This window comes from Marinovum sp. PR37, from assembly GCF_028807375.1.
Lineage (GTDB): Bacteria > Pseudomonadota > Alphaproteobacteria > Rhodobacterales > Rhodobacteraceae > Marinovum > Marinovum algicola.
In genome coordinates, this window is sequence record NZ_JARAML010000027.1 from 1 (window position 1) to 23,838 (window position 23,838).

Sequence of the window (23,838 nt, forward strand, 5' to 3'; positions counted from 1 at the left end):
CCGGGCTCCGGTCGCGGTTGGATGAAAGTTCCGTGGCAGGTCAAAGGCGGTAAAGCTGTCAGGCAAGAAGTCTCGCATTGTCACGGTCTGCATGAACCGCACCTTGTCGAAGATGAGCGTTCCACCGACCTCTTCGAAAAAGGCTTCTCGGAGACTGTCATTATCTGCCAGCGCGCCCAGTAGATCCGGCTGCATGTTCAGCGCACGATCCTCAACGCGGGAACGGATAATCACTCCCTCTTCGTTCACGAGGTCCGGCAGCCCGGCAAGGACATCTTTCAAAGCGGCAAGGATGGAAGGCATACTGGTTCCTTATTGGAATTCTGGAGTTTCCGCCAAACTTGCTGAATTCGCCGCCGACAACGGGTTTTCTTGATGAAAGGGCTCGGAACCGCTTTTCCTCCCATCGTGGTCGACCGACATCCTTTCTGCCGTCCCGTGGTGGGGCGGTAATACTCGGTAATATCGCTACCGAATATTACACCCCAGCCGGAGACGACAGATGTCCAAGCACGAGAAGTCCTTCAATCCCGCGGCCGAGATCGACCCTGATCTGCTGCGTCGCACCGAGAGCGCCATTCTGGCCCTCATGGCCCAGAACGACGGGAAAATGCCGACTTACAACGAAATCAACGAGAAGGTGCAAACCTCCTTCACGCGTCTCGGTCCGGCCGCGCGTATGGTCAAATCCCGCCTGATGGCGATCGAGACCAAACTGGCCAACATGCCCGAGATGCCCGAGGAGTTACGTCTTGCGCACGAACAGATGCTCAAGGACCTATGGACCCGCACACGTGACCTCCAGAACGACGAGATCGTGAACCTGCGCCGAGCGCAAGCCGCGAAGGACGAGAGCCACCGCGAGGAAATCAGGGAGATGCAGGAAGTCATCGAGACGCTCGAGGCGGACCGAGACACACAAGCGGCGCGCGCCGCGACCGCGGAGGCCGTATGCGTCGAGCTCCAAGCGCGGATCGAGGCGACAACCACGGACCTCGCCGCTGCACATGCCCGGCTGGCCGAGCGTGAAGAAATTTTTGTCATGCTGGCATCACGTAAGAGCTCCGAGGCGGACAAAGCAGATTTCATGGGCGAAGCGGCGGCGAAGAAGTCTTCTCGTCGTGCGCGCAAGCCTGACGTCCCTGAAACCGGAAACCTCCCGGTTCCCGGTATCTCTACCGAACCCGGGTCCGATTCTTCCGAATGACCTTCGGTCCCTCCTCGAGCTGGTCGCGGTGCAGCGCGGCCAGGTCGGGGCTCAGTGCCTTCGAGATATCTTGACGGCCCGTCTCAAGGTTGAAGCCTCGTTGCGCAGCTCCGGCTTCCAGCACCTGCACACCGATCGCGAACCTCGCACGTAACGGAGCTTCTTCTTCCAGCAACCGAACGGCGTCGCGTGTCGCCATGTAGGCCGCACGCAGGTCCAGATTGGTCGTGGCGTTGAGGCGCTCCCCAATCTCTTTGGGATCAGCCCCCGGGGAAATCGCCCAGGCCTCAGGAAAGCTGGACTCGCTGTAGGTCGCCGCCTCGGCATTCGCGAATTCGCGCAGAGCCTCCGGAACAGCCTGCTGACTGCGCTCCAACTCCTCGGCGACAACGGCCGCGCGGCGCCGCAGCTCTGCCTCCTCCTTACGGCGCGTTGCCTCGCGTGCATCCTCCTCCTTGCGCCGGCCGAAGGCACGTTTGGCAATGTCGACCACGAAATCATAGGCGGGGCGGATAGCATCGATCAGTGAAGCGCGGTCGCACCTCTCCTTCGGGGCATTCGGTCCGAACTTCAGGCCCTCCCGCTCCTCCTTGGTCTTCTCCTGATAATCCACCTCGCGGTTCTCGACAGCATCCCAGCCGCGGAGCATGGCCTTCTTGAGCGCCTCGGCGTCCGCTGCCTGTCGCGTCCCATGTTCGATTTCTACCTCGGCCTTGGCTTTGGTGATCGCCGCCTCACTCGCTTGGACCAGAACCTCTACTTTGTCGGTCTGGAGTTCGACCGACTGACGCGTGAGGTCCTGTGCCGCTGCCCCGGCCTCTCGGAGCATCCTGCGGATCTGGTCCTCCTGGCGCCCGATCTGCGCAGCCAGCGTGGCGCTGCGCGCCGCCTCCTTCGCCTGTTGCTCCTTAGTCGCCTTGAGCTTGTTGTATTCGGGGGTGGACAACCGGGCCGCACGGGGGCCGATGCGAAGGAGGCCGGCCGGGCTGAAAACGTTCTCGTGGATGCTATCCTGCCAGGCACGCATGGCATCGCAGTAGGCGCGGTTGCCGGCTTTCCGGACGTCCTTCGGGTCCTCCTGGCTATCCTTGTGTTCCAGATGGAACTCGGCCTTGGCAGCCTTGCCGGGGTGAAGGTGGTCGACCCGCCCACGCGCGGGGTCGAGAGCGTAAAAGTGGGCGTGGACCATACGCTCGTCGAGGTGGATCACGCCAATCATCATCTTCCCGCCGAGCAGCTCCAGGCGCCTGCGCTCATCCTCCATCGCCTTCCGAAGTAGCCCCCGACACTTCTCGAGCAGAGCGGGATCGGCAAGAGCATCCATGGACGTAACCGGGATAGAGACGATCGTCGTGTGCAAGGTGGGCGCATCGGCGCGGAGCTTTCGCCGACGCGTCTGAACGGTGCCATCCTTCTTCGTATACCGGAAGCTCTCCTTCCTGGCAGCGGCGGCGGAGTGCGCATCCCGCAATGCGTCGAAGCTTGAAACTTCGCCCTCCATGATCTCCGGCGCCGGCCCGCCTTCGCCGACGTGCATCGATGCCATCTCCTTCCTCTCGGCCTCGTCCAGTATCTCCCGTGCGGTCCAGGCCTTCTGACCGTTCTTCTTCTTCGCGGTCGCGTCCGGCCCGGCGCCCGGCGCGCCCTTGACCGAATAGGTCTCCATGTGGGCAAATTGATATCCCTGCATCGCTGCGCTCCGCCTCCTGATTTTGATTGAAGCAGAAGGGACATAGGTAAGACCTGCTGGTGCAGAAAAACGGTCGGTGACGCTCGCCGGGAACCCGGCGCAATACTCATAGAGACCGACTATGCGTATTCCGAGACGCCCCTTCGGGCCTGAATACGCGCCGGCTCTCCGAGGGCCCCTCGCGCCGGGGAGGCGGTCCTGCGCGGACGGCGGCAGGGCGTTCGCCACCCCTGCACTCCGGCGCCTTCCGGCGGCTCGAGGGGCATCGTTCGCCACTCCCCCTCGAAACCCCCTGGCGTCTCCGACGGCGCGGGGGAGCGTCGTTCCGCACTCCTCCCCCGCGGCCCCCACCTGCTCGCCGCTCCCCACGGCCGGCGAAGAGAGGGCAGGCCCTCTCCTCGACCTCTCCCATCACGCCCGGCTGCTTCGACAAGACCGCGTGGCGAAGCGTATGATCGAGGTGTTCGTGCCCTACCTGAACCTCCCATCGCCCATCTCCTCTTACGGCAGGAGATTGGCGATAGGAGGTTTGCCATGACAGATCGACCAACCGTTGGCGAAAACGACCCAGTGGTCAGCCCAAATGAGACGGAGAGGTCAAGAAGCCCCAGGCGTAGGTCCCGGGCCGGCCCCTATCTGACGATCATCCAGTGCATCAATACGCGGGACATCGAAGTCTACTGTGGGAACGTCTTTTTGGGCGCCATGACGCCCACTGAGCCAGGTAGCAGCGATGAGGTCGCCGAGATCTTCACGACGGCGCTGATCGAATTGTTCGGCGTCCTTGGCCGGATGTCGAACCACGAACGCATGCTGGTCGCCGAGGAAATGAGGAAGCAAATGGATCTGACGTCCGCACCGTCGGGCCCTGGCCTGTTGGCGACCGGCACTTCGTGCAACGCAGGACTCAGCAATGCGATCTTATGGAAAGCGATATCGTAAACAGCGCGGCATCTCCCTGATCTTGGCTCCTCCTTGCGAGAGCCAAGTTCAGGGGAGCCGCAGCTCGAGAAAACAGGAAGTCGAACGAACTTGACCCGGCCTCGAGCCGGACACTCCGAAAAACCAGGAGACATCATGTTCGATTTTACCGACACCATCATCGCCGAACCGTCGCAGGCCCTTCATGACCTGCGGTCCTTCGTTGGCGAAAACGCTGATGCGCTCGTCAGCGCCGCCGCTTTGCTGGGTGCGGCCCCGGCCGTCCGCACCGTTCTGACGGCGCTCGACGGTCTGGCCGTCCCCGGCCGTCCGACGGAACGCACGATGCGCGCGCTCGACGATCTCGTCGGCCTTCTCATGCTAAAGCATGTGCATGAGCCGCATCGGATCGAAGCCGCATGCTTCGCGGCGCTGGACCCCACCGAGCCGGTTGTTGAGGAAATCTGCGCCCTCGCAGACGGTCTCGCCGAAGCGGTTGAAGTATATTGCCAGGAAGCGTCCGAGACGGTTGCCCCTGGGGTGCCGGCATGAGCCGGCCCGTCACGCTGCCCCGCTTCGCTGCCCTCGTCGACGGCCTCGAGATGACGCCCAACCTGATCACGGGGATCGTCACTGCGGCGCTGTTGCAGGCCGATGCGGCTGCCGGCGAACTCTACGACACCGTCATCCCGGAGCTGCCACCTGCGCAGCGCGCGTTCCCGGCCATGATCGCTACCAAGATCGCCCGTCGTGACATCTTCCACCACGACTTCGCACGCGATCTCAGGACGCTCATCGAGCGGCTGGACGGGGAGGTCAAAGACCGCACGCACGTCTACTTCCATGGAGACGAGCACCACGTTCGCGGCGGCTACGAGAGCATCTTTCGCGAGCCCGGCGCACAGCCTCTCGCTGCCGCCATCGGCGAACTCGATCTGCTCTGCGATCTCGTCGCCACAGCACTCAGCGCCGCCGGCGCGGCGCGCGTTGCGGAGAACATGATCGACGGATGAGCATCACGGCGCCCCTGCCTGGGGCGCCGTGCCTTGAGGGTCGAATGACCCGTGTCCATGGAAGGATCACCATGGGCAGGCGTGTTGGCCTCCAATCCTTCTGCTGCGCCAGCCAATACGCCGATTGACCAGAATCGAGGCAACGAGCCGAGAAAAGTTTCTATTCGGATCAATGGCTTGGAGGTAATACGTGCCTCGTATGAAATTTTTCTTCGGATTCCTGCGACTCGATCGAATGCGATCAACCCACTCTTCTTCCGTCAAAGGAAGTGAAGACCAATGCCCGCTGCTCAGCCCTCTAAATCCTCGGTATCGAACGTGATCCATGCAATGATCGCAGCTGGCCTACAGCCGGGCGCAGTGCGGGTAAACGCCGATGGGTCCTTCTGCGTCGATGTAGTGGGAAATCAAGGCGAAGCACCGAAGGTGCCTTCGAAACCTTCCGACGACGGACATGACAGTGCGATGACATGGGATGAAGCAGTATGCACCTGACGAAGAGCTATCCAGGCTTGTGCGAGGAGAAGACGCCGGCGGGACATACCCGCTGGCGTGTTCGTGTTGACGGCCAAAAGACCAAGAAGATCACTTTGGCAGTCGATCCCGAGCACGAAGATTTCGAGGATCATTACTTCGCGGCACGCGCCGGGCAGCGGCTGGAGCCGAAGAAGGTTCGGATACCCCGAAAGGGCTCACTCGACGCGATGGTCGCTGAATACGAGGGATGGCTCAAGGTGCAGGTAGACGCCGGGAATCTCACGAAAGCAACGATGACGAGCCGAATGACGGGGCTGCGCCAGGCCTGCGATTGCCTCGCGCCCAACAAGAAGGTTCGCATGGGCGAGCTTTCCCCGGACCTTCCGAAGGCGGCTTTCGCGCATATCCGCGACTCCTTTGGCGTCTTCACTGGGGCGGGGCACACCTGCCTGAAGGCCTTGCGGGCGCTCTACAAGTGGGGAGAAGAAAAAGGCTATCCCGAGGACAGCCCCGTCTTTCGGGTGAAGAGCAACCACGTCGAGAAGGGCGGTGCGATCGCTTGGACCTCTGAGGACGAGGCGAAGTTCCTCGCCCGGCACGGGCGCGGCACCATGGCCCGTCGCTGGTTCTACCTGGCCAAGAACACAGCCGGTCGGATTGGCGACACTCACCAGCTTGGGCCGCAGAACATCAAGCTGCGTAATGGCCGTGCATACATCGGCTGGCAGCCCGAAAAGAAGGGATCGAAATACGTCGAGGTCCCGATGATGCTTGAGTTGGTCGAAGAACTTGATGTTGGAGAGTGGCACGCTGACGCCTTCTTGTTCAGCACTAAGGGGTCGCGCTTCGCATCAAAGAAGAGCCTGGGCAACAGGATCGCGAAATGGTGCGTGCAGGCTGGCTTGTCGAAAGAGGTGGAAGTTGTCGATAAGAAGACAGGCATAACCGGGAAGGAGATGCGATCCACGCGCTCGCAGCACGGGGTGCGGAAGGCGACGGCGCACGAGCTCGCGGAGTCCGGAGCGAACGTCTATGAGATCGCCGCCAGGCTGTCGCACTCGGACTTCAAGTCGTCGGCGCCGTATGTCCGCGACATCGACCGCAAGCGCCTTGCGGAGGCCAGCTTCGACCGCGTCGAAGAGGCCAAGCGGGTGCAAGGTGTCCCACGGCCCCCGGAACGTGGGACACACGGGGGGCACGGAGTCAATAAACCAAGGGATTTTAAGGAAAAGTGGCAGCCCGTAGGGGAATCGAACCCCTCTTTCCAGGTTGAAAACCTGGCGTCCTAACCGATAGACGAACGGGCCACTCTGTGTCGCTGCGGGGTGGGCGGTGTGGCCAACCCTGCGGCGTGAGGCGGGTTCTAAGTAATGCGGTGGGATTGCGCAAGCGGAAAAATGAAAAAAATCCCGCGCGGGTGCGATTTTTTTCGGCGCAGCGCAGCGGCGGGTAAGCCTTTGATATCCTTCACTTGAGAGGCGGGGATTCTGCGGAAAACGATCCACAGGCGCGGAATCACCCGGTGGCGCGGGCCGCGTCGTCGAGGCGCAGCTGCACTTTCTGACGGCCGCCCCAGGTGTTGATGTCGAGCTTGCCCGCCAGATGAAACCGTGCGCCGCCGTGGTCGAGCAGGGTCTGGCCCAGCGGGCCGTCGAAGGCGCCAAAGGCGATGGCGTCGAGGGGCGGCGTCAGCCCGTCGGAAAAGCTCAGCCGCAGGTGGCTCTCGCCGGCGCGTTTGGCAAAGCGGATCGCCATGTCGGGAAAGGCAAAGCGCGGGGCCGGGGCCGAGGCGCCATAGGGGCCGGCGTCTTCCAGCCGGGTCACCAGTTCGGCCGTCGCCGCACCGGGCATCAACGCGCCGTCACAGCGCAGATCGGCCGGGCCCGCGTCGCCGGCGCCCTGGCGGGCGAGCAGCTCGGACAGGCGCTCCATCGCCGGCGCGAGCTGCGCGCGGGTCAGGCTGAGGCCGGCCGCCATGCGGTGGCCGCCGCCCTTGGTCAGGTGGCCTTCGGCGGCAAGTTTCTGAATCGAGACGCCGAGGTCGACGCCGGCCACCGAACGGCCCGAGCCCTTGCCCTCGTCACCGTCAAAGCCGATCACGATGGCCGGACGGTTGGTCAGCTCTTTCAGCCGCGAGGCGACGATGCCCACGACGCCCGGGTGCCAGCCTTCGCCGGCGGCCCAGACCAGCGGCGCATCGAGGCCACGTTCCTCGGCCTGGGCCAGCGCGGCGGCGCGCACTGCCGCCTCGATCTCGCGGCGGTCGGCGTTCAGCTCTTCCAGCCGGTCGGCCATGGCGCGGGCCTCGGCCGCATTGTCGGTGGACAGGAGCCGGGCGCCCAGATCGGCCTTGCCGATGCGGCCGCCGGCATTCACGCGCGGGCCCAGCACATATCCCAGGTGATAGGCGGCCGGGGCACAGTCGAGCCGGGCGGCATCGCAGAGCGCCACCAACCCGGTCCTCTGCCGGCCCGCCATGACCTTGAGCCCCTGGCGCACCAGCGCCCGGTTGACCCCGGTCAGCGGTGCCACATCGGCCACGGTGGCCAGCGCCACCAGATCGAGCAGCGCCATCAGGTCGGGCCCGCGCTCGCCGGCCTCGCGCAGCTGTCGCCCGGCTTCGACCAGGCAGAGAAAGACCACGGCGGCGGCGCAGAGATGGCCCAGGGCGCCATCCTCGTCCTGGCGGTTGGGGTTCACCACCGCCACCGCATCGGGCAGGGTCTCGCCCCCGAGGTGATGGTCGAGCACCACGACGTCAGCGCCCCGGGCGGCGGCGATCGGCCCGTGCGAGAGCGTGCCGCAATCGACGCAGAGGATCAGGTCATGGTCGCGCGCCAGGGCGGCCATTGCCGGTTCATTGGGGCCATAGCCCTCGTCGATCCGGTCCGGCACGTAAAGCGTCGCCTGCCGCCCGAAATGCCGCAGCCAGGCGATGAGCAGCGCCGCGGAAGATCCGCCGTCAACGTCGTAATCGGCAAAGATCGCAATGCGTTCGCCGGCCTTCAGCGCCCGCAGCAGGCGCGCCGCGGCCTTGTCCATGTCGCGCATCTGGCGCGGGTCGGGCAGAAGATCGCGCAGCTTCGGTTCGAGAAAGGCCTGGGCCTCGGCGGCCTCGACCCCGCGGCGCGCCAGCACCTGCGCCAGAGCGCGGGGCAGGGCGGTGGCCTGCTCCAGCAGATCGGCCTGGCGTTCGACGGCCAGGCCGGGGCCGATCCAGCGGCGGCCGGTAAGCGAGCGCTCGACATTCAGGAATGCGGTCATCCGGCGCCCCCGGTGATTTCGGCGGTGCTGCGGGCGGTGACGAACTCGCCATGCAGATGGCTGATGGCGGCGTCGTGGATCGCCTCGGGGTCGGGCGCGACAAGGCCCGCCCGCCACGAGGTGTCGGCATTGCCGGCAAAGGCGGCGCAGGCGTCATGCGCCAGCGTCACCGCGAAGTCGAGGTTGGCGGCCATGCGGCAGGAGGTCGAGACGCAATGCGGCGTGGTCAGCCCGCAGATCACCAGATGCGTCACGCCCTGCGCGCGGAGGCCGGTCTCGAGCCCGGTGCCGATGAAAGCGGAATTGACCGATTTCTCGTGCTGCGCCTCGCCGGCCAGCGGGGCGAACCCGGGCAGAAAGGCGATATCGCCGGTTTCGGGGTGCAGCGGACTGCCGGGGGTGGTGCTGAGATGGCGCACCATATGCAGGGGCCAGCCCTGCGCGCGCGCGTGATCCGCCAGCCGCAGGGCCTGGGCCTCTGCGTCGGGGTTGTTGCGCGCCCCCCAGGCCGGATCGCGAAACCCGGCCTGGAAGTCGATCATCACAAGGGCGGTTGCCGCCATCACTCTTCCGGGTGACGATAGATCATGCGGCGCACCGATCCGGTCTTGGACCGCATCAGCAGCGTCTCGGCGGTGGTCCAGCCCGGCGTGCGCTTGAGCCCCGGCAGCAGCGAGCCCGAGGTGACGCCGGTTGCGGCAAAGATCACATGGTCGGTCACCATGTCGTCGCGGGTGTAGACCCGGTCGAAGTTGGTGATCCCGGCCTTCGTGGCGCGGCCTTTTTCATCGTCGTTGCGGAACATCAGCTTGCCATAGATCTGCCCGCCCATGCATTTCAGCGCCGCCGCGGCCAGCACGCCCTCGGGGGCGCCGCCAGAGCCCATGTACATGTCAATGCCGGTCAGTTCAGGTTCGGCGCAATGCATGACACCGGCGACGTCGCCGTCGGTGATCAACCGGATCGCGCAGCCGGTGGCGCGCAGCTCGGCGATCATCTCTTCATGGCGCGGACGCTCCAGCACGCAGACGGTGATGTCGGTGGTGGAACAGCCCTTGGCGGCGGCCAGCGCCGAGACCCGCTCGGAGGGGCTCATGCTCAGCGTCACCACGCCGGGTTTGAAGCCGGGGCCGATTGCCAGCTTGTCCATGTAGACATCGGGCGCATGCAGCATCGAGTCGCGCGGACCCATGGCGATCACGGTCAGGGCGTTGGGCATGTCCTTGGCGGTCAGCGTGGTGCCTTCCAGCGGGTCGAGCGCGATGTCCACCGCCGGGCCCTTGCCGGTGCCGACCTCTTCGCCGATGAACAGCATCGGCGCCTCGTCGCGTTCGCCTTCGCCGATCACCACCGTGCCCTGGATGTCGAGCTGGTTGAGCTGATCGCGCATCGCGTTGACGGCGGCCTGGTCGGCGGCTTTCTCGTCCCCGCGGCCAATCAGCTTGGCGCTGGCGATGGCGGCCTGTTCGGCCACCCGGGCGAGGCCCAGAGACAGCATGCGGTCGTTGAAATCCTTGGGAGCCATCGGCGAAATCCTTTGCAACAGAAGCGTCGGCCTCTGACTACCTTGTGCGGGGACGGGGCCGCAAGTGGGTTGCGGCGTGCCGGGCGCGCGGGGCGGCGCATTTCCGGCCGCTCAGGGCGCGCGCACCGTGTGCCGGGCCAGCGCCGCCATGAAATCGGTGCGGGTGACGATGCCGATGATCCGGCCACGGTCCAGGACCGGCACCGCATCGATCCCCGCGCCAGCCATCATCGGCATCAGCGCGGCGATCGGGGTTTCGGCGGTGGCGCGCGGCCCGGCAACCGACATGATCTCGGCGGCCGCCACCGGCCGGTCGCGGTCGCGGTCGAGCAGCCGTTTCAGCGCCGGCCCGAAGCCCCGGTCGAGGCGCAGGGCGTCCTCGCGGGCGCGGGTGATCAGGTGGATCTGAAAGATCACCCCCAGAAACCGCGCCCCGGGCCCGACCACCGGCAGGGCGGTGAAACGGTGCCGGGCAAAGAGACGCGCCACCTCGGTCAGCGGGGTCTCGGGCGTCACGGTGACCAGATCGCGCGACATGATGTCGGCAGCCGCGAGCGGCCCGGTGCGATGGGACGCCGCCTGAAGCTCGGCGGCGCCGATCAGCCGGGCCAGATCCTCGACCCCGAGGTTGAGGGATTGGCGATAACGCTCGAGGATCGCCGCCAGCTCTTCCTCGGACAGCCCCAGTCGCTCGACCGGATCGGCATCCTCGGTGCCATGGTGGCCGGGGTCGTCGAATTGCCGCAGCGGATAGTGGCGCCCGGTCAGCCGGGCATAGACCGCCGCCAGGGCCACCAGCGCCGCCGTGCCGAGGGCGATCGGCGCCAGCGCAAACCAGAAGCCCAGGCGTTCGACCGCCTCGGGGCTCATCGCCGCCGTCATCGCCACCGCGCCGGCCGGCGGATGTACCGCGCGGCACAGGATCGTCACCGTCACCGCCAGCCCGACCGCAAGCGCGATACGCAGCGCGGACTCGGGCAGCAGCAGCGCCACCGTGACCCCCACCAGCGCCGCCAGGGTATTGCCGACGATGGCCGACCAGGGCTGCGCCAGCGGGCTGTTGGGCACTGCGAACAGCAGCACCGAGGAAGCCCCGAAAGGCGCAACCAGATAAAGCCCGAGTTCGAGATCGACCACCGGCGAGAGCAGGAACAGCCCGACGAGGGCAAGGCCCGCAAAGGCGCCGACCCCGGCGCGCAGCGCCTCACCGGGCGCGGGGCCGGCCACGGCAGGGCCAAGAGAACGCAGAATGTGCAAGACGGGCCCCTTTTGCGACTGCGCGCAAAATTTCAGCAAACCCCCCGAAGTTCAAGCATCGCGCAATTCGCGCAGCGCCCCGTCGTCAGACCTCTTCGATGCGCAGCGCCACCGGATCGCCCAGCACCACATCGGTCGTGCCGATGGCATCCAGCGCCTCGTTCAATGCCGAGCGCTGGGTCTTGTGGGTCACGATCAGCACCGGCGCGGCCTCGTCGGCGTGATCGTATTGCCGCATCCGGTCGATCGAGATTCCGGAGGCGCCGAGCAGCGTCGCCACCTTGGCCAGGGCGCCCGGCCTGTCGCGCAGGGTCATCCGCAGGTAATAGGGCGCGGGCGCGGCGCTCTGTGCCGGCTGCGCCTCGGAGAGGGTCTTTGCCGGCTGACCGAAGGTCGTGACCCGCAGCCCGCGTGCGATGTCCATCACGTCGCCCATCACCGCGCTGGCGGTCGGGCCTTCGCCGGCCCCCGGCCCGCGCAGCACCACCTGATCGACGGCGTCGCCTTCGATCACCACCATGTTGGTGCCGCCCTCGAGCTGCCCCAGCGGCGAGGCGGCCGGCACCAGGCAGGGCGACATCCGCTGCTCCAGCCCGCGGCCGGTCATCTGTGCCACGCCCAGAAGCTTGATGCGATAGCCCATGTCGGCGGCGGCGCGGATGTCCTCGATCAGGATGCGACCGATGCCCTCCAGCTCGACCCCGGCGAAATTCACCTGGGTGCCAAAGGCGATCGACGACAGCAGCGCCAGCTTGTGGCCCGCGTCGATGCCGCCGACGTCCAACTCGGGATCGGCCTCGAGAAAGCCCAACTGGTTGGCCTCTTCAAAGACCGTGTCATAGGGCAGGCCGGCGCTTTCCATCCGGGTCAGGATGTAGTTGCAGGTGCCGTTCATCACGCCCAGCACGCGGGTCACCTCGTTTCCGGCGAGCCCCTCGGTAAGCGATTTGATCACCGGGATGCCGCCGGCGACCGCCGCCTCGAAGCGCAGAACCGCGCCATGGTCCTCGGCCAGCTGCGCCAGCTCCTGGCCATGCAGCGCCAGCATCGCCTTGTTGGCGGTGACCACGTCCTTGCCGGCCTTGAGCGCCGCCTCGGTCGCGGCCTTGGCCGGCCCGTCCGAGCCGCCCATCAGCTCGACAAAGACATCCACGTCATCGCGCTTGGCCAGGGCCACGGGATCGTCTTCCCAATCGTAGGCCGCGAGGTTCACGCCGCGATCCTTGTCGCGGGTGCGGGCCGAGACGGCGCTGATCTCGATCGGACGCCCGGCGCGCACGGCCAGAAGATGGGCCTTCTGCCGGACGATCTTGACCGTGCCGGTGCCGACCGTGCCAAGCCCGGCGATACCAAGGCGTAGGGGTGTGGTCATGGGGGGTCCTCCGGCAAGATCAGGCGTTTCGCGCGATGTATCGCCAAGTGCGGCAGGGTGCAACGGCAAGGATGCGCCCTGCCGTCTATTCGGGCAGGACGATCTCGCCGACGCCCCGGGCCATGCGCGCCCGGGTGCCCCGGTCGATCACCGGACGGCGCAGCCGCGCGGTGCGCGCTTCGAGCCCCCGAATGCGCGACAGCAGACCTTCGGCCAGGGCGGTCGAGGTGGTGGCCTCCGGCACGGCGGCCAGTTCCTCGACGCTGAGCAACCGGGGATAGGACGCGGCGTCAACCGCCGGGCCCTCGCTGTCGGCCAGTTCGGGAAACTGGGTACAGGCCGCCAGGCTCAGGCAGAAACTTAACCGGATCAGGCGCATGAGGGCTCCGCAAATTGCTCCCTTCCTCATGCCGCATCGGCGGCGGGAGGGCAAGGATTGGTGATTGATCTGAACGTTTGTTCAGTTCATTGTGGCGCCATGGCACGCACCCAAGGCTCGCATTCCGACATCACCGGCCCCAAGGTCCGCGACGCGGCGCTGCGGCTTTTTGCCCGGCACGGCTTTGCCGCCGTCTCGATGCGCCAGATCGCCGGCGAAGTCGGGGTCCAGGCCGGGGCGCTCTACAATTACACCCCCGACAAGCAAAGCCTGCTGTTCTCGCTGCTCAAGGGGCACATGGACGATCTGCTGGCCGCCTGGGCGGCCGAACCGACGGCGCGGGATCCGGTCGAAAGCCTCGCCCGGTTCACCCGCTTCCACATCCGCTTCAACATCGAGCGGCCGGAGGCGATCTTCATCTCCTACATGGAACTGCGCAACCTCGCCCCCGAGAATTTCGCGGTGATCGAGAAGCAGCGCCGCGCCTATGAGGACGAGCTCGAGGCGATCCTGCGCGCCGGCGTCGCCCAAGGCTGCTTCGAGGTGCCCGATCCCAAGATCGCCACGCTGGCGGTGATCGCCATGCTCACCGGGGTCAATACCTGGTACCGCGCCGGCGGCCGGCTGTCGCTGGACGAGGTGCAACAGATCTACTGGGACATGGTGCGCCGCGCGGTTGGCGCCTGAGCCGCCCCTGCACTTTCCTCTTGCCGAAAATACCGCGGGGGAGTCGCGGCCTGCCGCGACGGGGGCAGCGCCCCCATAGGCCGTGCGCTTTCCTGTCCCATCGCCCGCGTCCCGAACCTGCCCCGGGACCTCGCCGCCAGCCCCGAGGCGCGATGTCAGCTGCCGCGCCGTTTCGCGCGCAGGGTGGGATCGGCCTCGCGCGGATCCTCCGGCCAGGGATGGCGCGGATAGCGGCCGCGCATGTCGCGGCGGACATCGGCATAAGAGCTGTCCCAGAAACCGGGTATGTCCATCGTGGTCTGCACCGGGCGGTGCGCCGGCGACAGCAGGGTGACGCGCAGCGGCTGGCCAGCCACCGTCGGATGGCGGGTCTGGCCGAACATCTCTTGCAGCCGCAGGGTGATCTCGGGGTGGGCGCCGGAATAATCGATCGGGATCTTCCGGCCCAGCGGCGTCACGAATGCGGCGGGCACCGCCCGGTCGAGCGCCTGGATCTGATCCCAGGAGAGCCGTGCCACCAGGGCATCATGCGGATCGAATCCCTTCCATTGCTCCGCCGTCCGGAGGCCGGTGACATAGGGCAGCAGCCATTCCTCGAGCTCCGCCAGCAGTGCCGCTTCGGAGACATCCGGCAGATCGACGCCGCCATCGCGCGCCACCTCGATCCGGGCCACCAGCCGGGTCGCGCCCTTACTCATCTTCAGCCCCAGCTCGCGCACCCCGTCGAGCATGGCGCGGGCCACCCGGTCCTCCGGTGCATCACTCCAGATCCGGTCCTGAAGCGCGATCTGCCCCAGCCGCTCCTGCTGTCGCGCCACCACCCGGCGCTCGCGTTTCGACCAGTCGCAGAGATCGACCCAGGCGATCTGATCGGCAAAGAGCGCGCGGATCTCCGCCTCGGAGATGGCGATGGCCTGGCGGATGCGGGCCTCGCGCGGGTTGCCGTCGGTGTCGGTCACCACGATCAGCCGCTGGCCGGCCAGCGGATCGGCGGGTTCCATCACCGCCCCCTTGCCGCCCGACAGCACGTAGCGCGGCGCGTCCCCCTTGCGGCGCAGCCCGATGCGGTCGGGATAGGCCAGCGCCGCCATCTGCGCGGCGCTCAGCGCGCCCGCAGGGCCGCGCCCCGCGGCACGGGTCAGGCGCTTCGCCTCCTGGTTGATGCGGTCGAGCGCCGGGCGGTGCAGCTCGTAGGGCCGGTGCTGGCGGAAGCCGCGCGGATCGCGCAGCGCCTCGAGCCTGAGGGCCAGGTCCACCGGCGCGCCGCGCAGCGGATCGCGGTCGGCCAGCAGCGCCGCCAGCGCCGCCGCCTCGGGCCCGGCCTCGGCCAGCATATGCGCCAGCCGCGGATGCAGCGGCAGCGCCGCCAGCCGGCGGCCATGCGCGGTGATCCGGTTGCCGGCATCAAGCGCGCCCAGCATCCGCAAGAGGCCCTGCGCCTCGGCCCAGCTGCCGGGGTTGGGCGCGGTGAGGAAAGGCAGCTCGTCGGCGCTGGCGCCCCAGAGCGCCAGCTCCAGCGCCAGCCCCGCCAGGTCGGCCACCTCGATCTCGGCCGGGGCAAAGGCCGGCAGCGCACCGTCCTCGCCCCGGGTCCAGAGCCGGTAGGCCACCCCCGGCGCCACCCGGCCGGCGCGGCCCGCCCGCTGGGTGGCCTCGGCGCGGCTGACCTTTTCCGTCACCAGCCGCGACATGCCGGAGCCGGGATCGAAGCGCGCGCGCCGTGCCCGGCCGGCATCCACCACCACGCGGATGTCCTCGATGGTCAGCGAGGTCTCGGCGATCGAGGTCGCCAGCACCACCTTGCGGCCCTGGCTCTCGGGCCGGATCGCAGCGCGCTGCCGGGCAAAGGGCAGGGCGCCATAAAGCGGCCGCAGCTGGCAGTCGCCGGGCAGGCGCGCGCTCAGCAGGGTCTCGCAGCGGCGGATCTCGCCCTCACCGGGCAGAAAGACCAGCACGCCCCCCTCGGTCTCTGCCACCGCCCGGGTCACCAGATCGGCGCAGGCCTCGGCGATCCGCGCCTTGGGCCCCAGCGGCCGGTCGAGCCAGCGGGTCTCGACCGGGAAAGAGCGGCCCTCGGAGGTGATGACCGGCACATCCCCCATCAAGGCCGCCACCGGTGCGGCCTCAAGCGTTGCCGACATCACGATCAGCCGCAGGTCGTCGCGCAACGCCTCGGCGATCTCGAGGCAGAGCGCGAGGCCCAGATCGGCATTCAGCGAACGTTCGTGGAATTCGTCGAAGATCACCGCGCCGACGCCGGAAAGCTCCGGGTCGCTTTGAATCATCCGGGTCAGGATGCCTTCGGTGACCACCTCGATGCGGGTGTGTCTGCCGATGCGGCTCTCGCCCCGAATCCGGTAGCCCACGGTCTCGCCCGCCGTCTCGCCCAGGGTTTCGGCCATGCGTTCTGCGGCGGCGCGGGCGGCCAGCCGGCGCGGCTCGAGCATCAGGATGCGGCCGTCGACCAGCCCGGCCTCGAGCAGGGCCAGCGGCACGCGGGTGGTCTTGCCGGCGCCGGGCGGCGCCTGAAGCACGGCGCGGCCCTGGGCCGCGATCGCCGCCAGAAGTTCGGGCAGCGCGTCGTCGATGGGAAGGGGCAGGCGGGGCGTCATGCCGGCCTTATCGCCGAATGAGCAGCACCCGTCCACGCAGAGTTTTGGCGTCGATCCGGCTGACCTGCCAATGACCCGAGGCCGCCGGCGCATAGGATAGCTCGAAGGGGAAGGTCCGGCCTTCCTTCAGCGCCTTGCGGGAAAACCCGCCTTCGCGGATATACCGGCCCTTGCAAACCACCCGATCGGTGGCGCGGCTGTCTTCGGAGGTGGTCAACCGGATGCGCCGCTCGCCGTCGAAATAGACGGTGTCGAGCCGGCAGAGATCGTCGCCATCGCGCGCCCGCAACAACTGCCAGAAGGCGGTCAGCGGATCGAGCGCGTCGCCCTGGCTGCGCGGATCGAGCCAATGCGCGTCGGGCTCTTCGCTTTCCTCCAGCACCGGCAGGCCGCCGCGATAGGCGATCACCTTGTCGCTGCTGCGCCGCCCGGTATCGAGGCTCTCTTCATAGCGCAGCGGCGCATAGCTGTCGCCATTCACCCGTCCGGTCACGTCGGCACGGTAGCGAAATCGGGCGATCGCGGCGATCAGGCCCGAGGATTTCACCCGGCCCGTCGCCGCGTACTGCCCGTTCTCGCGGGTCATTGCAAAGCGCACCTCGCCGGCCTTGAGACCGGCAAAATAGACCTCGAATCTGCCGGATTCCGAGGCCGGCTGCGCTGCCGTCGCGCTGCCTGCGCCGAATGAGGCGGCCCCCAGCGCGAAAAAGGTTATCAGGGCACAGAGCCTGTGCCGCATATGCTGCCCGATCATCTGTGGTGTTCCCGAGTCCTGCGCGGAAATGCATTGTCCGGTGGATTGTCGCCACCGCTCTGGACTAGAGGTACAAGCCGAGGCAGAAATTGCCAGCCGGTCCGCCTGCCGGGCCGCCAGCGCGCGAATTCCCGCGTATGCGGGGCGGGCTCTGTGCGGAAAGATGCCGGTCGCAGTAAAGTGAGGGACGAGATGGAGATTGCCGAACTGGCCGAGCGGGTTCTTGCCGGAGAGAGACGGGCGCTGTCGCGGGCGATCACGCTGATCGAAAGCCAGCGCGCGGATCACCGGGCCAGGGCCACCGAGCTGATGGAGCATCTGCGCCTATCCGACCGGCAGGCGCTGCGAATCGGGCTTTCGGGCACGCCCGGCGTCGGCAAATCCACATTCATCGAAAGCTTCGGTCTGATGCTGACCGGGCAGGGCAAGCGGGTGGCGGTGCTGGCGGTCGATCCCTCGTCGGCCCGTTCCGGCGGATCGATTCTCGGCGACAAGACGCGGATGGAACAGCTCTCGCGCGACCGCAACGCCTTTATCCGCCCCTCGCCCAGCCAGTCGCATCTGGGCGGCGTGGCGCGGCGCACCCGCGAGGCGGTGCGGCTCTGCGAGGCCGCCGGGTTCGACGTGGTGCTGATCGAGACCGTCGGTGTGGGCCAGTCCGAGACGGTGGTGGCCGAGATGTCGGACCTCTTCCTGCTGTTGTTGGCGCCGGCGGGGGGCGACGAGCTGCAAGGGGTCAAGCGCGGCATCATGGAAATGGCCGACCTGATCCTCGTCAACAAGGCCGATGGTGACCTGAAAGCCACCGCGACGCGAACCTGCGCGGATTATTCCGGCGCCCTGCGCCTGTTGCGCAAGCGGCCGCAGGATCCGCCGGGCTATCCCAAGGCGCTGACCGTCTCGGCGCTCGAGGAGCAGGGGCTGGAGACCGCTTGGGACGAGATGCAGGCCCTGACCGGCTGGCGCCGAGACGAGGGCCATTTCGACGCGCGCCGCGCCGATCAGGCACGCTACTGGTTTGCCGAGGAGGTGCGGCAGGCACTGCTCGCGCGACTGCAAGCGCCGGCGGCCCGCGAGGCGATGCAGGCGTTGTCAGACGCGGTGGCCGAGGGCCGCACGACCCCGGCGCAGGCGGCACGGGACATGGTGACCCGGCACCTCGGCGGATGAGGTCGGAGACCCTCTTTGACGGGGCGCTGCTGCGCGCCACGCTGTTCAATCCGGGCCAGCGTGGGCTTTTTGTCAGCTTTCGTCAAAGACTTGCCGAGCCGGGCCACTTTGGCGATCCGCGCCCGGTGCGCAGTTTTACCAATGCGGGCATGAGCCACCTGCACCTGCAATCGCGCTGGAACGACTGGTACATCAACCCGGAGACCGAGGCGCTGGAGGCGGCGCTTGTGGCGCATGCGGCGGGCTATGACGACGCCTGCGCGATGGGATTCTCCATGGGGGGGTATGCCGCCTTTCGCTTTGCCGCGGCGCTGCGGCTGCGCCGGATCATCGCGGTGTCGCCGCAGTTTTCGATCTCGCCGCGGCAGGTGCCCTTCGACCGGCGCTACCGCGATTGCGCCAGCGGCTTCGACGACGTGCTCGGCGATCTGTCGCCGCGTGGCGCACCGGTGCAGGGGGTGATCCTCGCCGATCCGTTCCGGCCGCTCGATATCCGCCATGCCGCGTTGATCGGGATGGCCTTTGCTGGCATGCGGATCGCCCGGCTGGCCGGCGGCGGACATCCGGCGACGGCGGTGCTGCGCGACGCCGGGCGGTTCGGCAAGTTACAGGCGCAGCTCGGCAAGCCGCGGGTGCCGGTGCGGCGGATCGTGATGCTGCATCGCAATGCCCGGCGCCGGAGCCCGACCTATTGGCGCCATCTGGCTGCGCAGGCAGAGAAAACCGGGCGCCACGCGCTGGCCCGCACCGCCCGGGTCCGGGCGGCCACGCTGGCGGCGGAGCCGGGTTGAAGAACCGCCCGGCTTTGTCACGAGGCTCTTGACGATCCCCGGCCGCGCGCGTAATAGCCTGCAAACCAGATTCCGGGCGCGGCCTATGCGGCGCCCTTTGATATTTGCGGGGCGCGTCCGGGCCAAGGGGTTCGATGTCCTGCTCTGAAACGATGAGGATGATCACATGTCGCGCCGCTGCGAACTGACCGGAAAAGGCCCGATGACTGGCAACAACGTCAGCCACGCCAACAACAAGACCAAACGTCGCTTTCTGCCCAACCTGAACGACGTGACCCTGCAATCCGAAACGCTGAACCGTGGCATCAAGCTGCGGATCTCGGCCTCGGCCCTGCGCTCGGTGGACCACCGTGGCGGTCTCGACAAGTTCCTGGCGAAAGCCAAGGACGCCGAGCTGTCCGATGCAGCGCTCAAGGTCAAGAAAGAAATCATGAAAGCGCAAGCCGCCGAGGCCTGAACTTTCTGATGTACCGCGGCCTTTCGGGGCCGTCAGACCCTCGTCGGCCCACCCGGCGGGGGTTATTCTTTTTGCGCCTGTGCCAAGTGCGGCGCGCCGGGCAGGGCGCCGGATATCTCCAGAACCAGCTTGCGCTTGACCGCCTCGGCAAAGGAGGCGCGGCTTTCGGCGGTGACCACGAAGGCCCCCATGCCGCCGATGATCCGCTGTTCATAGAGCGCCTCGAGCCCGCCCTGGGCGCGCCCCGGATCGCCGGGCCGCAGGATCGGCAGGGCATTGATCGTGACCCCCGCCGCCAGCACCTGTGCCCGCGCCTCGGCAATGCCCGGCCCGGAATGATTGTTGGCGCTGTCGCCGGAAAAATCGATCACCCGCCGCCAGCCCTGGATGTCGTTTTGCTCGATCTGCCGCAGCCCTTCGAGCAGCGCGCCGCCAATGGCGTTGCGGCCTCGCGCCTGACGCGGCTGGGCCAGCAGATGGGCGGCGAATCCCGCTGCCGCCTCGGCCCCGTCGATCCGCGTCCAGGGGGCAATGACGGCGGTGGTTTCGGCCCATTCGATATAGGTCACGGCGATGGTGCCATAGGCGGTGCCGGCGATTGCGGCCAGAACCTCGGGGTCGGTCAGGGCGGCGGCATAGCCCTGGCGCTGAAAGGCGATCTCGCGGCTGTCGATCGAGCCGGAGGCATCGGCCAGCAGCACCAGTTCGAGATCGGTGTCCTGGGCCAGCGCGGCGGCGGGCAGGGCGAGGAGGAGGCAGAACAGAAGCTGGCGCATGGTGCCACGATAGCGGCATGCGGCCGGCGGGCGGCTCACGTTTGTGTCACCGGGCGGGGCGACTATCCTTCGGGATAGGCAGCTTCGCCCAATGCGCTTTTGCGCTGCGGCGGCGGGGCGCGCTATACCAAGGACACGCGATAAGTGATCCGCCGCAAAGCGCACACCCCTGAAGCGGTATCGGGCCGGAAGGTCAGAGCCGCTACGCGGCGGGGCGGGTCACTTCTCGTCAAAATATCAACCCTCCATTGTGAACGGCGATGGGGCGGCCCTGAACAGGCCGCCCCATGTGCCCTGCGCGGGTCACTTGGCCTTGGGCGTCCCGATGTTGAGCGGTTTTCCGAGGCTCGAATGCGCGGTGGCGAGGACCTTGGGTTTTTCCTGCTTGGGTTTCTTGGCTTCTTTGTTGCCGCGGTTCTTGTGTTTGGACATGGGTGATCTCCGAGGGATATCCCGCAGCGGAATTGCCACGGGCCGTCGCATCGTCAGACGATCAGGGTTGCCCGTTTCGGCGGGGCGATGATCCTTGGGAAGCGGCAGGGGTGAGTCGTCCTCACCGGGGCTGCGGCGGGGAATTTACGCCTGTGACGGGGCGCTCGCAAGAGGGATGATCGCGGGCGCGGTTGTGCGATGTTCGCGTCGGTCGCGCTTCTCGCCGGCCCGGAATCAAGGCCGCAGGCCGCCGGGCCAGCGCCTGCCCGCCCCGTCGCACCAGAGGTCCGCCGAGTTCAAGTGGCACGCCTTTGGCGTGACGGGCTGGCGCTCTGGCTGGGGTTGGTGCGCCGAATGTCTGTGGGCTGTGCTTGGCTGGGATAAAGCGCTGTCGAACGGAGGGAGCAGCGCCATCCCGCGGGCAGGCGCTGGCCCGGCTTCCGTTACCTCTGGAACGCAGGGTTCAGTTGCTTCACAACTTTGAAAGACTTGAAGGCCAACCTGGCCGTGACGATTTCGAGATCTTGCGAACCGCCCCAAGCGTTTTCTATCTCATTCCGCTCCACAGCGGAATTGGCACCTAAAATTACCTCTTTTAGCTGTAAATCTTCGCCCAATTCCATGAAAAACTGTCCGTCACGTTCTTCCGTCAAAGATGTGAAAAGTCGAAGCTCACTTTCGTATTTCCAATGCATAAATTTCGTACGAAATGCTTTCTCAACAAGGTTGAATTTTTGATTGTCGGACAATTGAGTGATGTCGTTCACTGTGAGTCTTTCTGGTTCGTAGACCACGTCTGCCAGAAACTCGTCTCTTACGTCGAAGCCCAGTGCGACTCCCTTGTGAGAGTCTCCGTAATGGCTCCACAGAACTGGGTTTTCCCAGCTTGAACTGAAACAGATCACCCCTCGATTCGAGGCGAGCCTATTTCGCATCTCTTTCCAAGCGTTTCGGTCGCTCCTTTTCCGCAAAGCGGGTGCCATAAACTCGAACGGATCGTTGAGCTCGGAAATTTTCGAGATCTTAATTCGCTTGTCTCTAATTATTTCAAGCGCTCTTTTAGCTGTTCGGAATTTGTAAACCCGCATCCCTCAAAAATCCAGCTCCTCGACAAACTTCGCATTCGCCTGGATATATTCGAACCGCTTCTCCGGCTTCTTGCCCATTAGCCGCTCCACCAGGTCGCCGGTCTCGCCGGGCTCGTCCTCGTCGATCGACACTCGGATCAGCTTGCGCGTCTCGGGGTTCATCGTGGTTTCCTTCAGGTCCTTGGCGTCCATCTCGCCCAGACCCTTGAAGCGCGAGACCGAGATATTTCCCTTGCCGCCGAGGCCCTTCTCCAGCCACATGTCGCGCTCGGCCTCGTCGAGGCAATAGATCCGCTTGGCCCCCTGGGTCAGCCGGAACAGCGGCGGGCAGGCGAGGTAGAGGTGCCCGCGGTCGATCATCGGCCGCATCTGGGTAAAGAAGAAGGTCATCAAGAGCGCCGCGATATGGGCGCCGTCGACGTCGGCGTCGGTCATGATGATGATCTTGTCGTAGCGCAGATCGTCGATGTTGAACTTGGTGCCCAGCCCGACGCCAAGCGCTTGGGACAGATCGGAAATTTCGGCGTTCGAGCCAAGCTTGGACGAGGCCGCGCCGAGCACGTTGAGGATCTTGCCGCGCAGGGGCAGCAGCGCCTGGGTCTTGCGGTCGCGCGCCATCTTGGCCGAGCCGCCAGCCGAATCGCCCTCGACGATGAACAGCTCGGTGCCCTCGCGCGAGGTGGCCGAGCAATCCACCAGCTTGCCGGGCAGGCGCAGCTTCTTGGTGGCGGTCTTGCGCGCGGTTTCCTTTTCCTGCCGCCGCCGCAGCCGCTCTTCGGCGCGCAGCACCAGGAAATCGAGGATCGCGCCGGCGGATTTCGTGTCCGAGGTCAGCCAGTGGTCGAAATGGTCGCGCACCGCGCCCTCGACCAGCTTCGAGGCCTCGGTGGTGGCCAGCCGGTCCTTGGTCTGGCCGACGAATTCCGGCTCGCGGATGAAGCAGGAGACCAGCGCGCAGCCGCCGGTGATCAGGTCGTCGCGGGTGATCTGCGCCGCCTTCTTGTTGTTCGACAGCTCGCCATAGGCGCGGATGCCCTTGAGGATCGCGGCCCAGAAGCCGGCCTCATGGGTGCCGCCCTCGGGGGTGGGGACGGTGTTGCAATAGGACTGGATGAACCCGTCGCGCGAGGGCGTCCAGTTGATCGCCCATTCCACCTTGCCCGGGGTGCCGAATTTCTCCTTGAAATCCACCGTCCCGGCAAAGGGTTTCTCGGCATAGGTCGACGCGCTGCCCAGGGTCTCGGTCAGGTAGTCCGACAACCCGCCGGGAAAGTGGAAGGTGGCTTCGGTCGGGGTCTCGCCATCCTCGATGGCGCTCTTCCAGCGAATCTCGACGCCCGAGAACAGATAGGCCTTGGAACGCACCATCTTGAGCAGGCGGGCGGGTTTGAAGCGGTGCTTGCCGAAGATCTCCTCGTCAGCGTGAAAGGTCACCGTGGTGCCGCGCCGGTTGGGGGCGGCGCCGACCTTGGCAACCGGGCCCAGCGGCAGGCCGCGGGAAAACCGTTGCTCGAAGAGCTCCTTGTTGCGCGCGACCTGGACAACCATGGAATCGCTGAGCGCATTGACCACCGAGGCGCCGACGCCATGCAGACCGCCGGAGGTCTCGTAAGCCTTGCCCGAAAACTTGCCGCCGGCGTGCAGCGTGCAGAGGATCACCTCGAGCGCGGATTTGCCGGGGAATTTCGGGTGCGGGTCGATCGGGATGCCGCGGCCGTTGTCGCGGATGGTGATGGCAAAATCTTCGTGCAGCTCGACCTCGATGCGGTTGGCATGGCCGGCGACGGCCTCGTCCATCGAGTTGTCGAGCACCTCGGCCACCATGTGGTGCAACGCGCGTTCATCGGTGCCGCCGATGTACATCCCGGGCCGCTTGCGCACCGGTTCCAGCCCTTCGAGCACCTCGATATGGCTGGCATCGTAGTCAGAAGGGTCCACCGGTGTAAGAAGATCGTCGGCCATGTCC

General features: G+C 66.5%; 22 protein-coding genes, 1 tRNA gene and 1 pseudogene. 9 read left to right on the forward strand and 15 right to left on the reverse strand.

The window, feature by feature from the left end; genetic code table 11:
- On the reverse strand, positions 1-303 hold a 303-nt coding region (locus PVW49_RS19010; RefSeq protein WP_274591292.1), incomplete at its 3' end, for a site-specific DNA-methyltransferase.
- A gap of 199 nt (positions 304-502) precedes the next feature.
- Here PVW49_RS19010 and PVW49_RS19015 point away from each other — a divergent pair.
- On the forward strand, positions 503-1,207 hold the full coding sequence (locus PVW49_RS19015) for a DNA-binding protein (RefSeq protein WP_274591293.1): 705 nt from the start codon (positions 503-505) through the stop codon (positions 1,205-1,207).
- On the opposite strand, the gene PVW49_RS19020 is transcribed toward PVW49_RS19015, so the two are convergent.
- Positions 1,176-2,897: a hypothetical protein gene (locus PVW49_RS19020; RefSeq protein ID WP_274591294.1), complete on the reverse strand. Its 1,722-nt coding sequence runs from the start codon at positions 2,895-2,897 to the stop codon at positions 1,176-1,178. The genes PVW49_RS19015 and PVW49_RS19020 overlap by 32 nt on opposite strands.
- 534 nt (positions 2,898-3,431) lie before the next feature.
- Here PVW49_RS19020 and PVW49_RS19025 point away from each other — a divergent pair.
- The 4 genes and pseudogenes from PVW49_RS19025 to PVW49_RS23790 form a co-directional block, all read left to right on the forward strand.
- Positions 3,432-3,839: a hypothetical protein gene (locus PVW49_RS19025; protein ID WP_274591295.1), complete on the forward strand. Its 408-nt coding sequence runs from the start codon at positions 3,432-3,434 to the stop codon at positions 3,837-3,839.
- 135 nt (positions 3,840-3,974) lie between these two features.
- The gene (locus PVW49_RS19030; protein ID WP_274591296.1) at positions 3,975-4,370 is read left to right on the forward strand and encodes a hypothetical protein; all 396 of its coding nucleotides are present in this window, start codon (positions 3,975-3,977) and stop codon (positions 4,368-4,370) included.
- The gene (locus PVW49_RS19035) at positions 4,367-4,831 is read left to right on the forward strand and encodes a hypothetical protein (RefSeq protein WP_274591297.1); all 465 of its coding nucleotides are present in this window, start codon (positions 4,367-4,369) and stop codon (positions 4,829-4,831) included. The genes PVW49_RS19030 and PVW49_RS19035 overlap by 4 nt, the downstream gene beginning before the upstream one ends.
- 1,088 nt (positions 4,832-5,919) lie before the next feature.
- Positions 5,920-6,339: pseudogene (locus PVW49_RS23790) on the forward strand (tyrosine-type recombinase/integrase); the annotation flags it as partial.
- A 201-nt stretch (positions 6,340-6,540) separates the two neighbouring features.
- Here the strand turns inward: PVW49_RS23790 and PVW49_RS19045 are convergent.
- The 7 genes from PVW49_RS19045 to PVW49_RS19075 all read right to left on the reverse strand — a co-directional run bounded on the left by PVW49_RS19045 (position 6,541) and on the right by PVW49_RS19075 (position 13,105).
- A tRNA-Glu gene (locus tag PVW49_RS19045) sits at positions 6,541-6,615 on the reverse strand.
- 208 nt (positions 6,616-6,823) lie between these two features.
- Positions 6,824-8,572 carry a single-stranded-DNA-specific exonuclease RecJ gene (recJ, locus tag PVW49_RS19050; RefSeq protein WP_074835414.1) on the reverse strand — a complete coding sequence of 583 codons (1,749 nt, stop codon included), beginning with the start codon at positions 8,570-8,572 and terminating at the stop codon, positions 6,824-6,826.
- Entirely contained in the window at positions 8,569-9,135 is a 567-nt protein-coding gene (locus tag PVW49_RS19055; protein WP_074835413.1) for a cysteine hydrolase family protein, read from the reverse strand. The genes recJ and PVW49_RS19055 overlap by 4 nt, the downstream gene beginning before the upstream one ends.
- The gene (glpX, locus tag PVW49_RS19060; RefSeq protein WP_074835411.1) at positions 9,135-10,097 is read right to left on the reverse strand and encodes a class II fructose-bisphosphatase; all 963 of its coding nucleotides are present in this window, start codon (positions 10,095-10,097) and stop codon (positions 9,135-9,137) included. Before glpX ends, PVW49_RS19055 begins: the two co-directional genes overlap by 1 nt.
- Positions 10,098-10,208: 111 nt before the next feature.
- Positions 10,209-11,354 (reverse strand): HPP family protein, encoded by a 1,146-nt coding sequence (locus tag PVW49_RS19065; RefSeq protein ID WP_274564502.1) that lies wholly within the window; start codon positions 11,352-11,354, stop codon positions 10,209-10,211.
- Between the two features lie 85 nt (positions 11,355-11,439).
- Complete coding sequence (locus tag PVW49_RS19070) at positions 11,440-12,726, reverse strand: homoserine dehydrogenase (RefSeq protein ID WP_274564501.1); 1,287 nt, start codon at positions 12,724-12,726, stop codon at positions 11,440-11,442.
- Between the two features lie 85 nt (positions 12,727-12,811).
- Positions 12,812-13,105: a hypothetical protein gene (locus PVW49_RS19075; protein WP_274591299.1), complete on the reverse strand. Its 294-nt coding sequence runs from the start codon at positions 13,103-13,105 to the stop codon at positions 12,812-12,814.
- A gap of 99 nt (positions 13,106-13,204) precedes the next feature.
- Between PVW49_RS19075 and PVW49_RS19080 the strand changes: the two genes are divergently transcribed.
- A complete protein-coding gene (locus PVW49_RS19080) occupies positions 13,205-13,792 on the forward strand; it encodes a TetR/AcrR family transcriptional regulator (protein ID WP_074835406.1) in 588 nt (195 codons plus the stop codon).
- A gap of 155 nt (positions 13,793-13,947) precedes the next feature.
- Here PVW49_RS19080 and hrpB read toward each other — a convergent pair whose 3' ends face one another.
- Positions 13,948-16,404, reverse strand: a complete 2,457-nt coding sequence (gene hrpB, locus PVW49_RS19085) for an ATP-dependent helicase HrpB (RefSeq protein WP_274591300.1) — start codon at positions 16,402-16,404, stop codon at positions 13,948-13,950.
- A 7-nt stretch (positions 16,405-16,411) separates the two neighbouring features.
- Entirely contained in the window at positions 16,412-17,158 is a 747-nt protein-coding gene (locus PVW49_RS19090; protein WP_274591301.1) for a DUF3108 domain-containing protein, read from the reverse strand.
- 192 nt (positions 17,159-17,350) lie between these two features.
- Here PVW49_RS19090 and meaB point away from each other — a divergent pair, with 192 nt between their 5' ends.
- The 3 genes from meaB (at position 17,351) to rpmB (ending at position 19,576) form a co-directional block, all read left to right on the forward strand.
- Positions 17,351-18,328 carry a methylmalonyl Co-A mutase-associated GTPase MeaB gene (gene meaB / locus PVW49_RS19095; RefSeq protein WP_048530503.1) on the forward strand — a complete coding sequence of 326 codons (978 nt, stop codon included), beginning with the start codon at positions 17,351-17,353 and terminating at the stop codon, positions 18,326-18,328.
- Entirely contained in the window at positions 18,325-19,119 is a 795-nt protein-coding gene (locus PVW49_RS19100; RefSeq protein ID WP_274564492.1) for an alpha/beta hydrolase, read from the forward strand. The genes meaB and PVW49_RS19100 overlap by 4 nt, the downstream gene beginning before the upstream one ends.
- Before the next feature lie 166 nt (positions 19,120-19,285).
- Positions 19,286-19,576: a 50S ribosomal protein L28 gene (gene rpmB, locus PVW49_RS19105; protein WP_048530507.1), complete on the forward strand. Its 291-nt coding sequence runs from the start codon at positions 19,286-19,288 to the stop codon at positions 19,574-19,576.
- Positions 19,577-19,638: 62 nt separating this feature from the next.
- Here the strand turns inward: rpmB and PVW49_RS19110 are convergent, their stop codons facing one another.
- From PVW49_RS19110 to parE, 4 genes are all read right to left on the reverse strand, one after another.
- Positions 19,639-20,352, reverse strand: a complete 714-nt coding sequence (locus tag PVW49_RS19110; protein WP_048530508.1) for a DUF1194 domain-containing protein — start codon at positions 20,350-20,352, stop codon at positions 19,639-19,641.
- Between the two features lie 303 nt (positions 20,353-20,655).
- Complete coding sequence (locus PVW49_RS19115; protein ID WP_274591302.1) at positions 20,656-20,784, reverse strand: hypothetical protein; 129 nt, start codon at positions 20,782-20,784, stop codon at positions 20,656-20,658.
- A gap of 443 nt (positions 20,785-21,227) precedes the next feature.
- Positions 21,228-21,872, reverse strand: a complete 645-nt coding sequence (locus tag PVW49_RS19120; protein ID WP_338020399.1) for a DUF2971 domain-containing protein — start codon at positions 21,870-21,872, stop codon at positions 21,228-21,230.
- Positions 21,873-21,875: 3 nt separating this feature from the next.
- On the reverse strand, positions 21,876-23,834 hold the full coding sequence (parE, locus tag PVW49_RS19125) for a DNA topoisomerase IV subunit B (RefSeq protein ID WP_074835397.1): 1,959 nt from the start codon (positions 23,832-23,834) through the stop codon (positions 21,876-21,878).
- Between the last annotated feature and the right edge of the window lie 4 nt (positions 23,835-23,838).

Coding starts and splice junctions, on each gene's coding strand:
- PVW49_RS19115 (WP_274591302.1), bottom strand. CDS start 20,784: ATGTCCAAACACAAGAACCGCGGCAACAAAGAAGCCAAGAAACCCAAG.
- PVW49_RS19030 (WP_274591296.1), top strand. CDS start 3,975: ATGTTCGATTTTACCGACACCATCATCGCCGAACCGTCGCAGGCCCTT.
- PVW49_RS19080 (WP_074835406.1), top strand. CDS start 13,205: ATGGCACGCACCCAAGGCTCGCATTCCGACATCACCGGCCCCAAGGTC.
- PVW49_RS19075 (WP_274591299.1), bottom strand. CDS start 13,105: ATGCGCCTGATCCGGTTAAGTTTCTGCCTGAGCCTGGCGGCCTGTACC.
- glpX (WP_074835411.1), bottom strand. CDS start 10,097: ATGGCTCCCAAGGATTTCAACGACCGCATGCTGTCTCTGGGCCTCGCC.
- PVW49_RS19035 (WP_274591297.1), top strand. CDS start 4,367: ATGAGCCGGCCCGTCACGCTGCCCCGCTTCGCTGCCCTCGTCGACGGC.
- meaB (WP_048530503.1), top strand. CDS start 17,351: ATGGAGATTGCCGAACTGGCCGAGCGGGTTCTTGCCGGAGAGAGACGG.
- hrpB (WP_274591300.1), bottom strand. CDS start 16,404: ATGACGCCCCGCCTGCCCCTTCCCATCGACGACGCGCTGCCCGAACTT.
- PVW49_RS19020 (WP_274591294.1), bottom strand. CDS start 2,897: ATGCAGGGATATCAATTTGCCCACATGGAGACCTATTCGGTCAAGGGC.
- recJ (WP_074835414.1), bottom strand. CDS start 8,572: ATGACCGCATTCCTGAATGTCGAGCGCTCGCTTACCGGCCGCCGCTGG.
- PVW49_RS19120 (WP_338020399.1), bottom strand. CDS start 21,872: ATGCGGGTTTACAAATTCCGAACAGCTAAAAGAGCGCTTGAAATAATT.
- PVW49_RS19015 (WP_274591293.1), top strand. CDS start 503: ATGTCCAAGCACGAGAAGTCCTTCAATCCCGCGGCCGAGATCGACCCT.
- parE (WP_074835397.1), bottom strand. CDS start 23,834: ATGGCCGACGATCTTCTTACACCGGTGGACCCTTCTGACTACGATGCC.
- rpmB (WP_048530507.1), top strand. CDS start 19,286: ATGTCGCGCCGCTGCGAACTGACCGGAAAAGGCCCGATGACTGGCAAC.
- PVW49_RS19025 (WP_274591295.1), top strand. CDS start 3,432: ATGACAGATCGACCAACCGTTGGCGAAAACGACCCAGTGGTCAGCCCA.
- PVW49_RS19090 (WP_274591301.1), bottom strand. CDS start 17,158: ATGATCGGGCAGCATATGCGGCACAGGCTCTGTGCCCTGATAACCTTT.
- PVW49_RS19070 (WP_274564501.1), bottom strand. CDS start 12,726: ATGACCACACCCCTACGCCTTGGTATCGCCGGGCTTGGCACGGTCGGC.
- PVW49_RS19100 (WP_274564492.1), top strand. CDS start 18,325: ATGAGGTCGGAGACCCTCTTTGACGGGGCGCTGCTGCGCGCCACGCTG.
- PVW49_RS19110 (WP_048530508.1), bottom strand. CDS start 20,352: ATGCGCCAGCTTCTGTTCTGCCTCCTCCTCGCCCTGCCCGCCGCCGCG.
- PVW49_RS19055 (WP_074835413.1), bottom strand. CDS start 9,135: ATGGCGGCAACCGCCCTTGTGATGATCGACTTCCAGGCCGGGTTTCGC.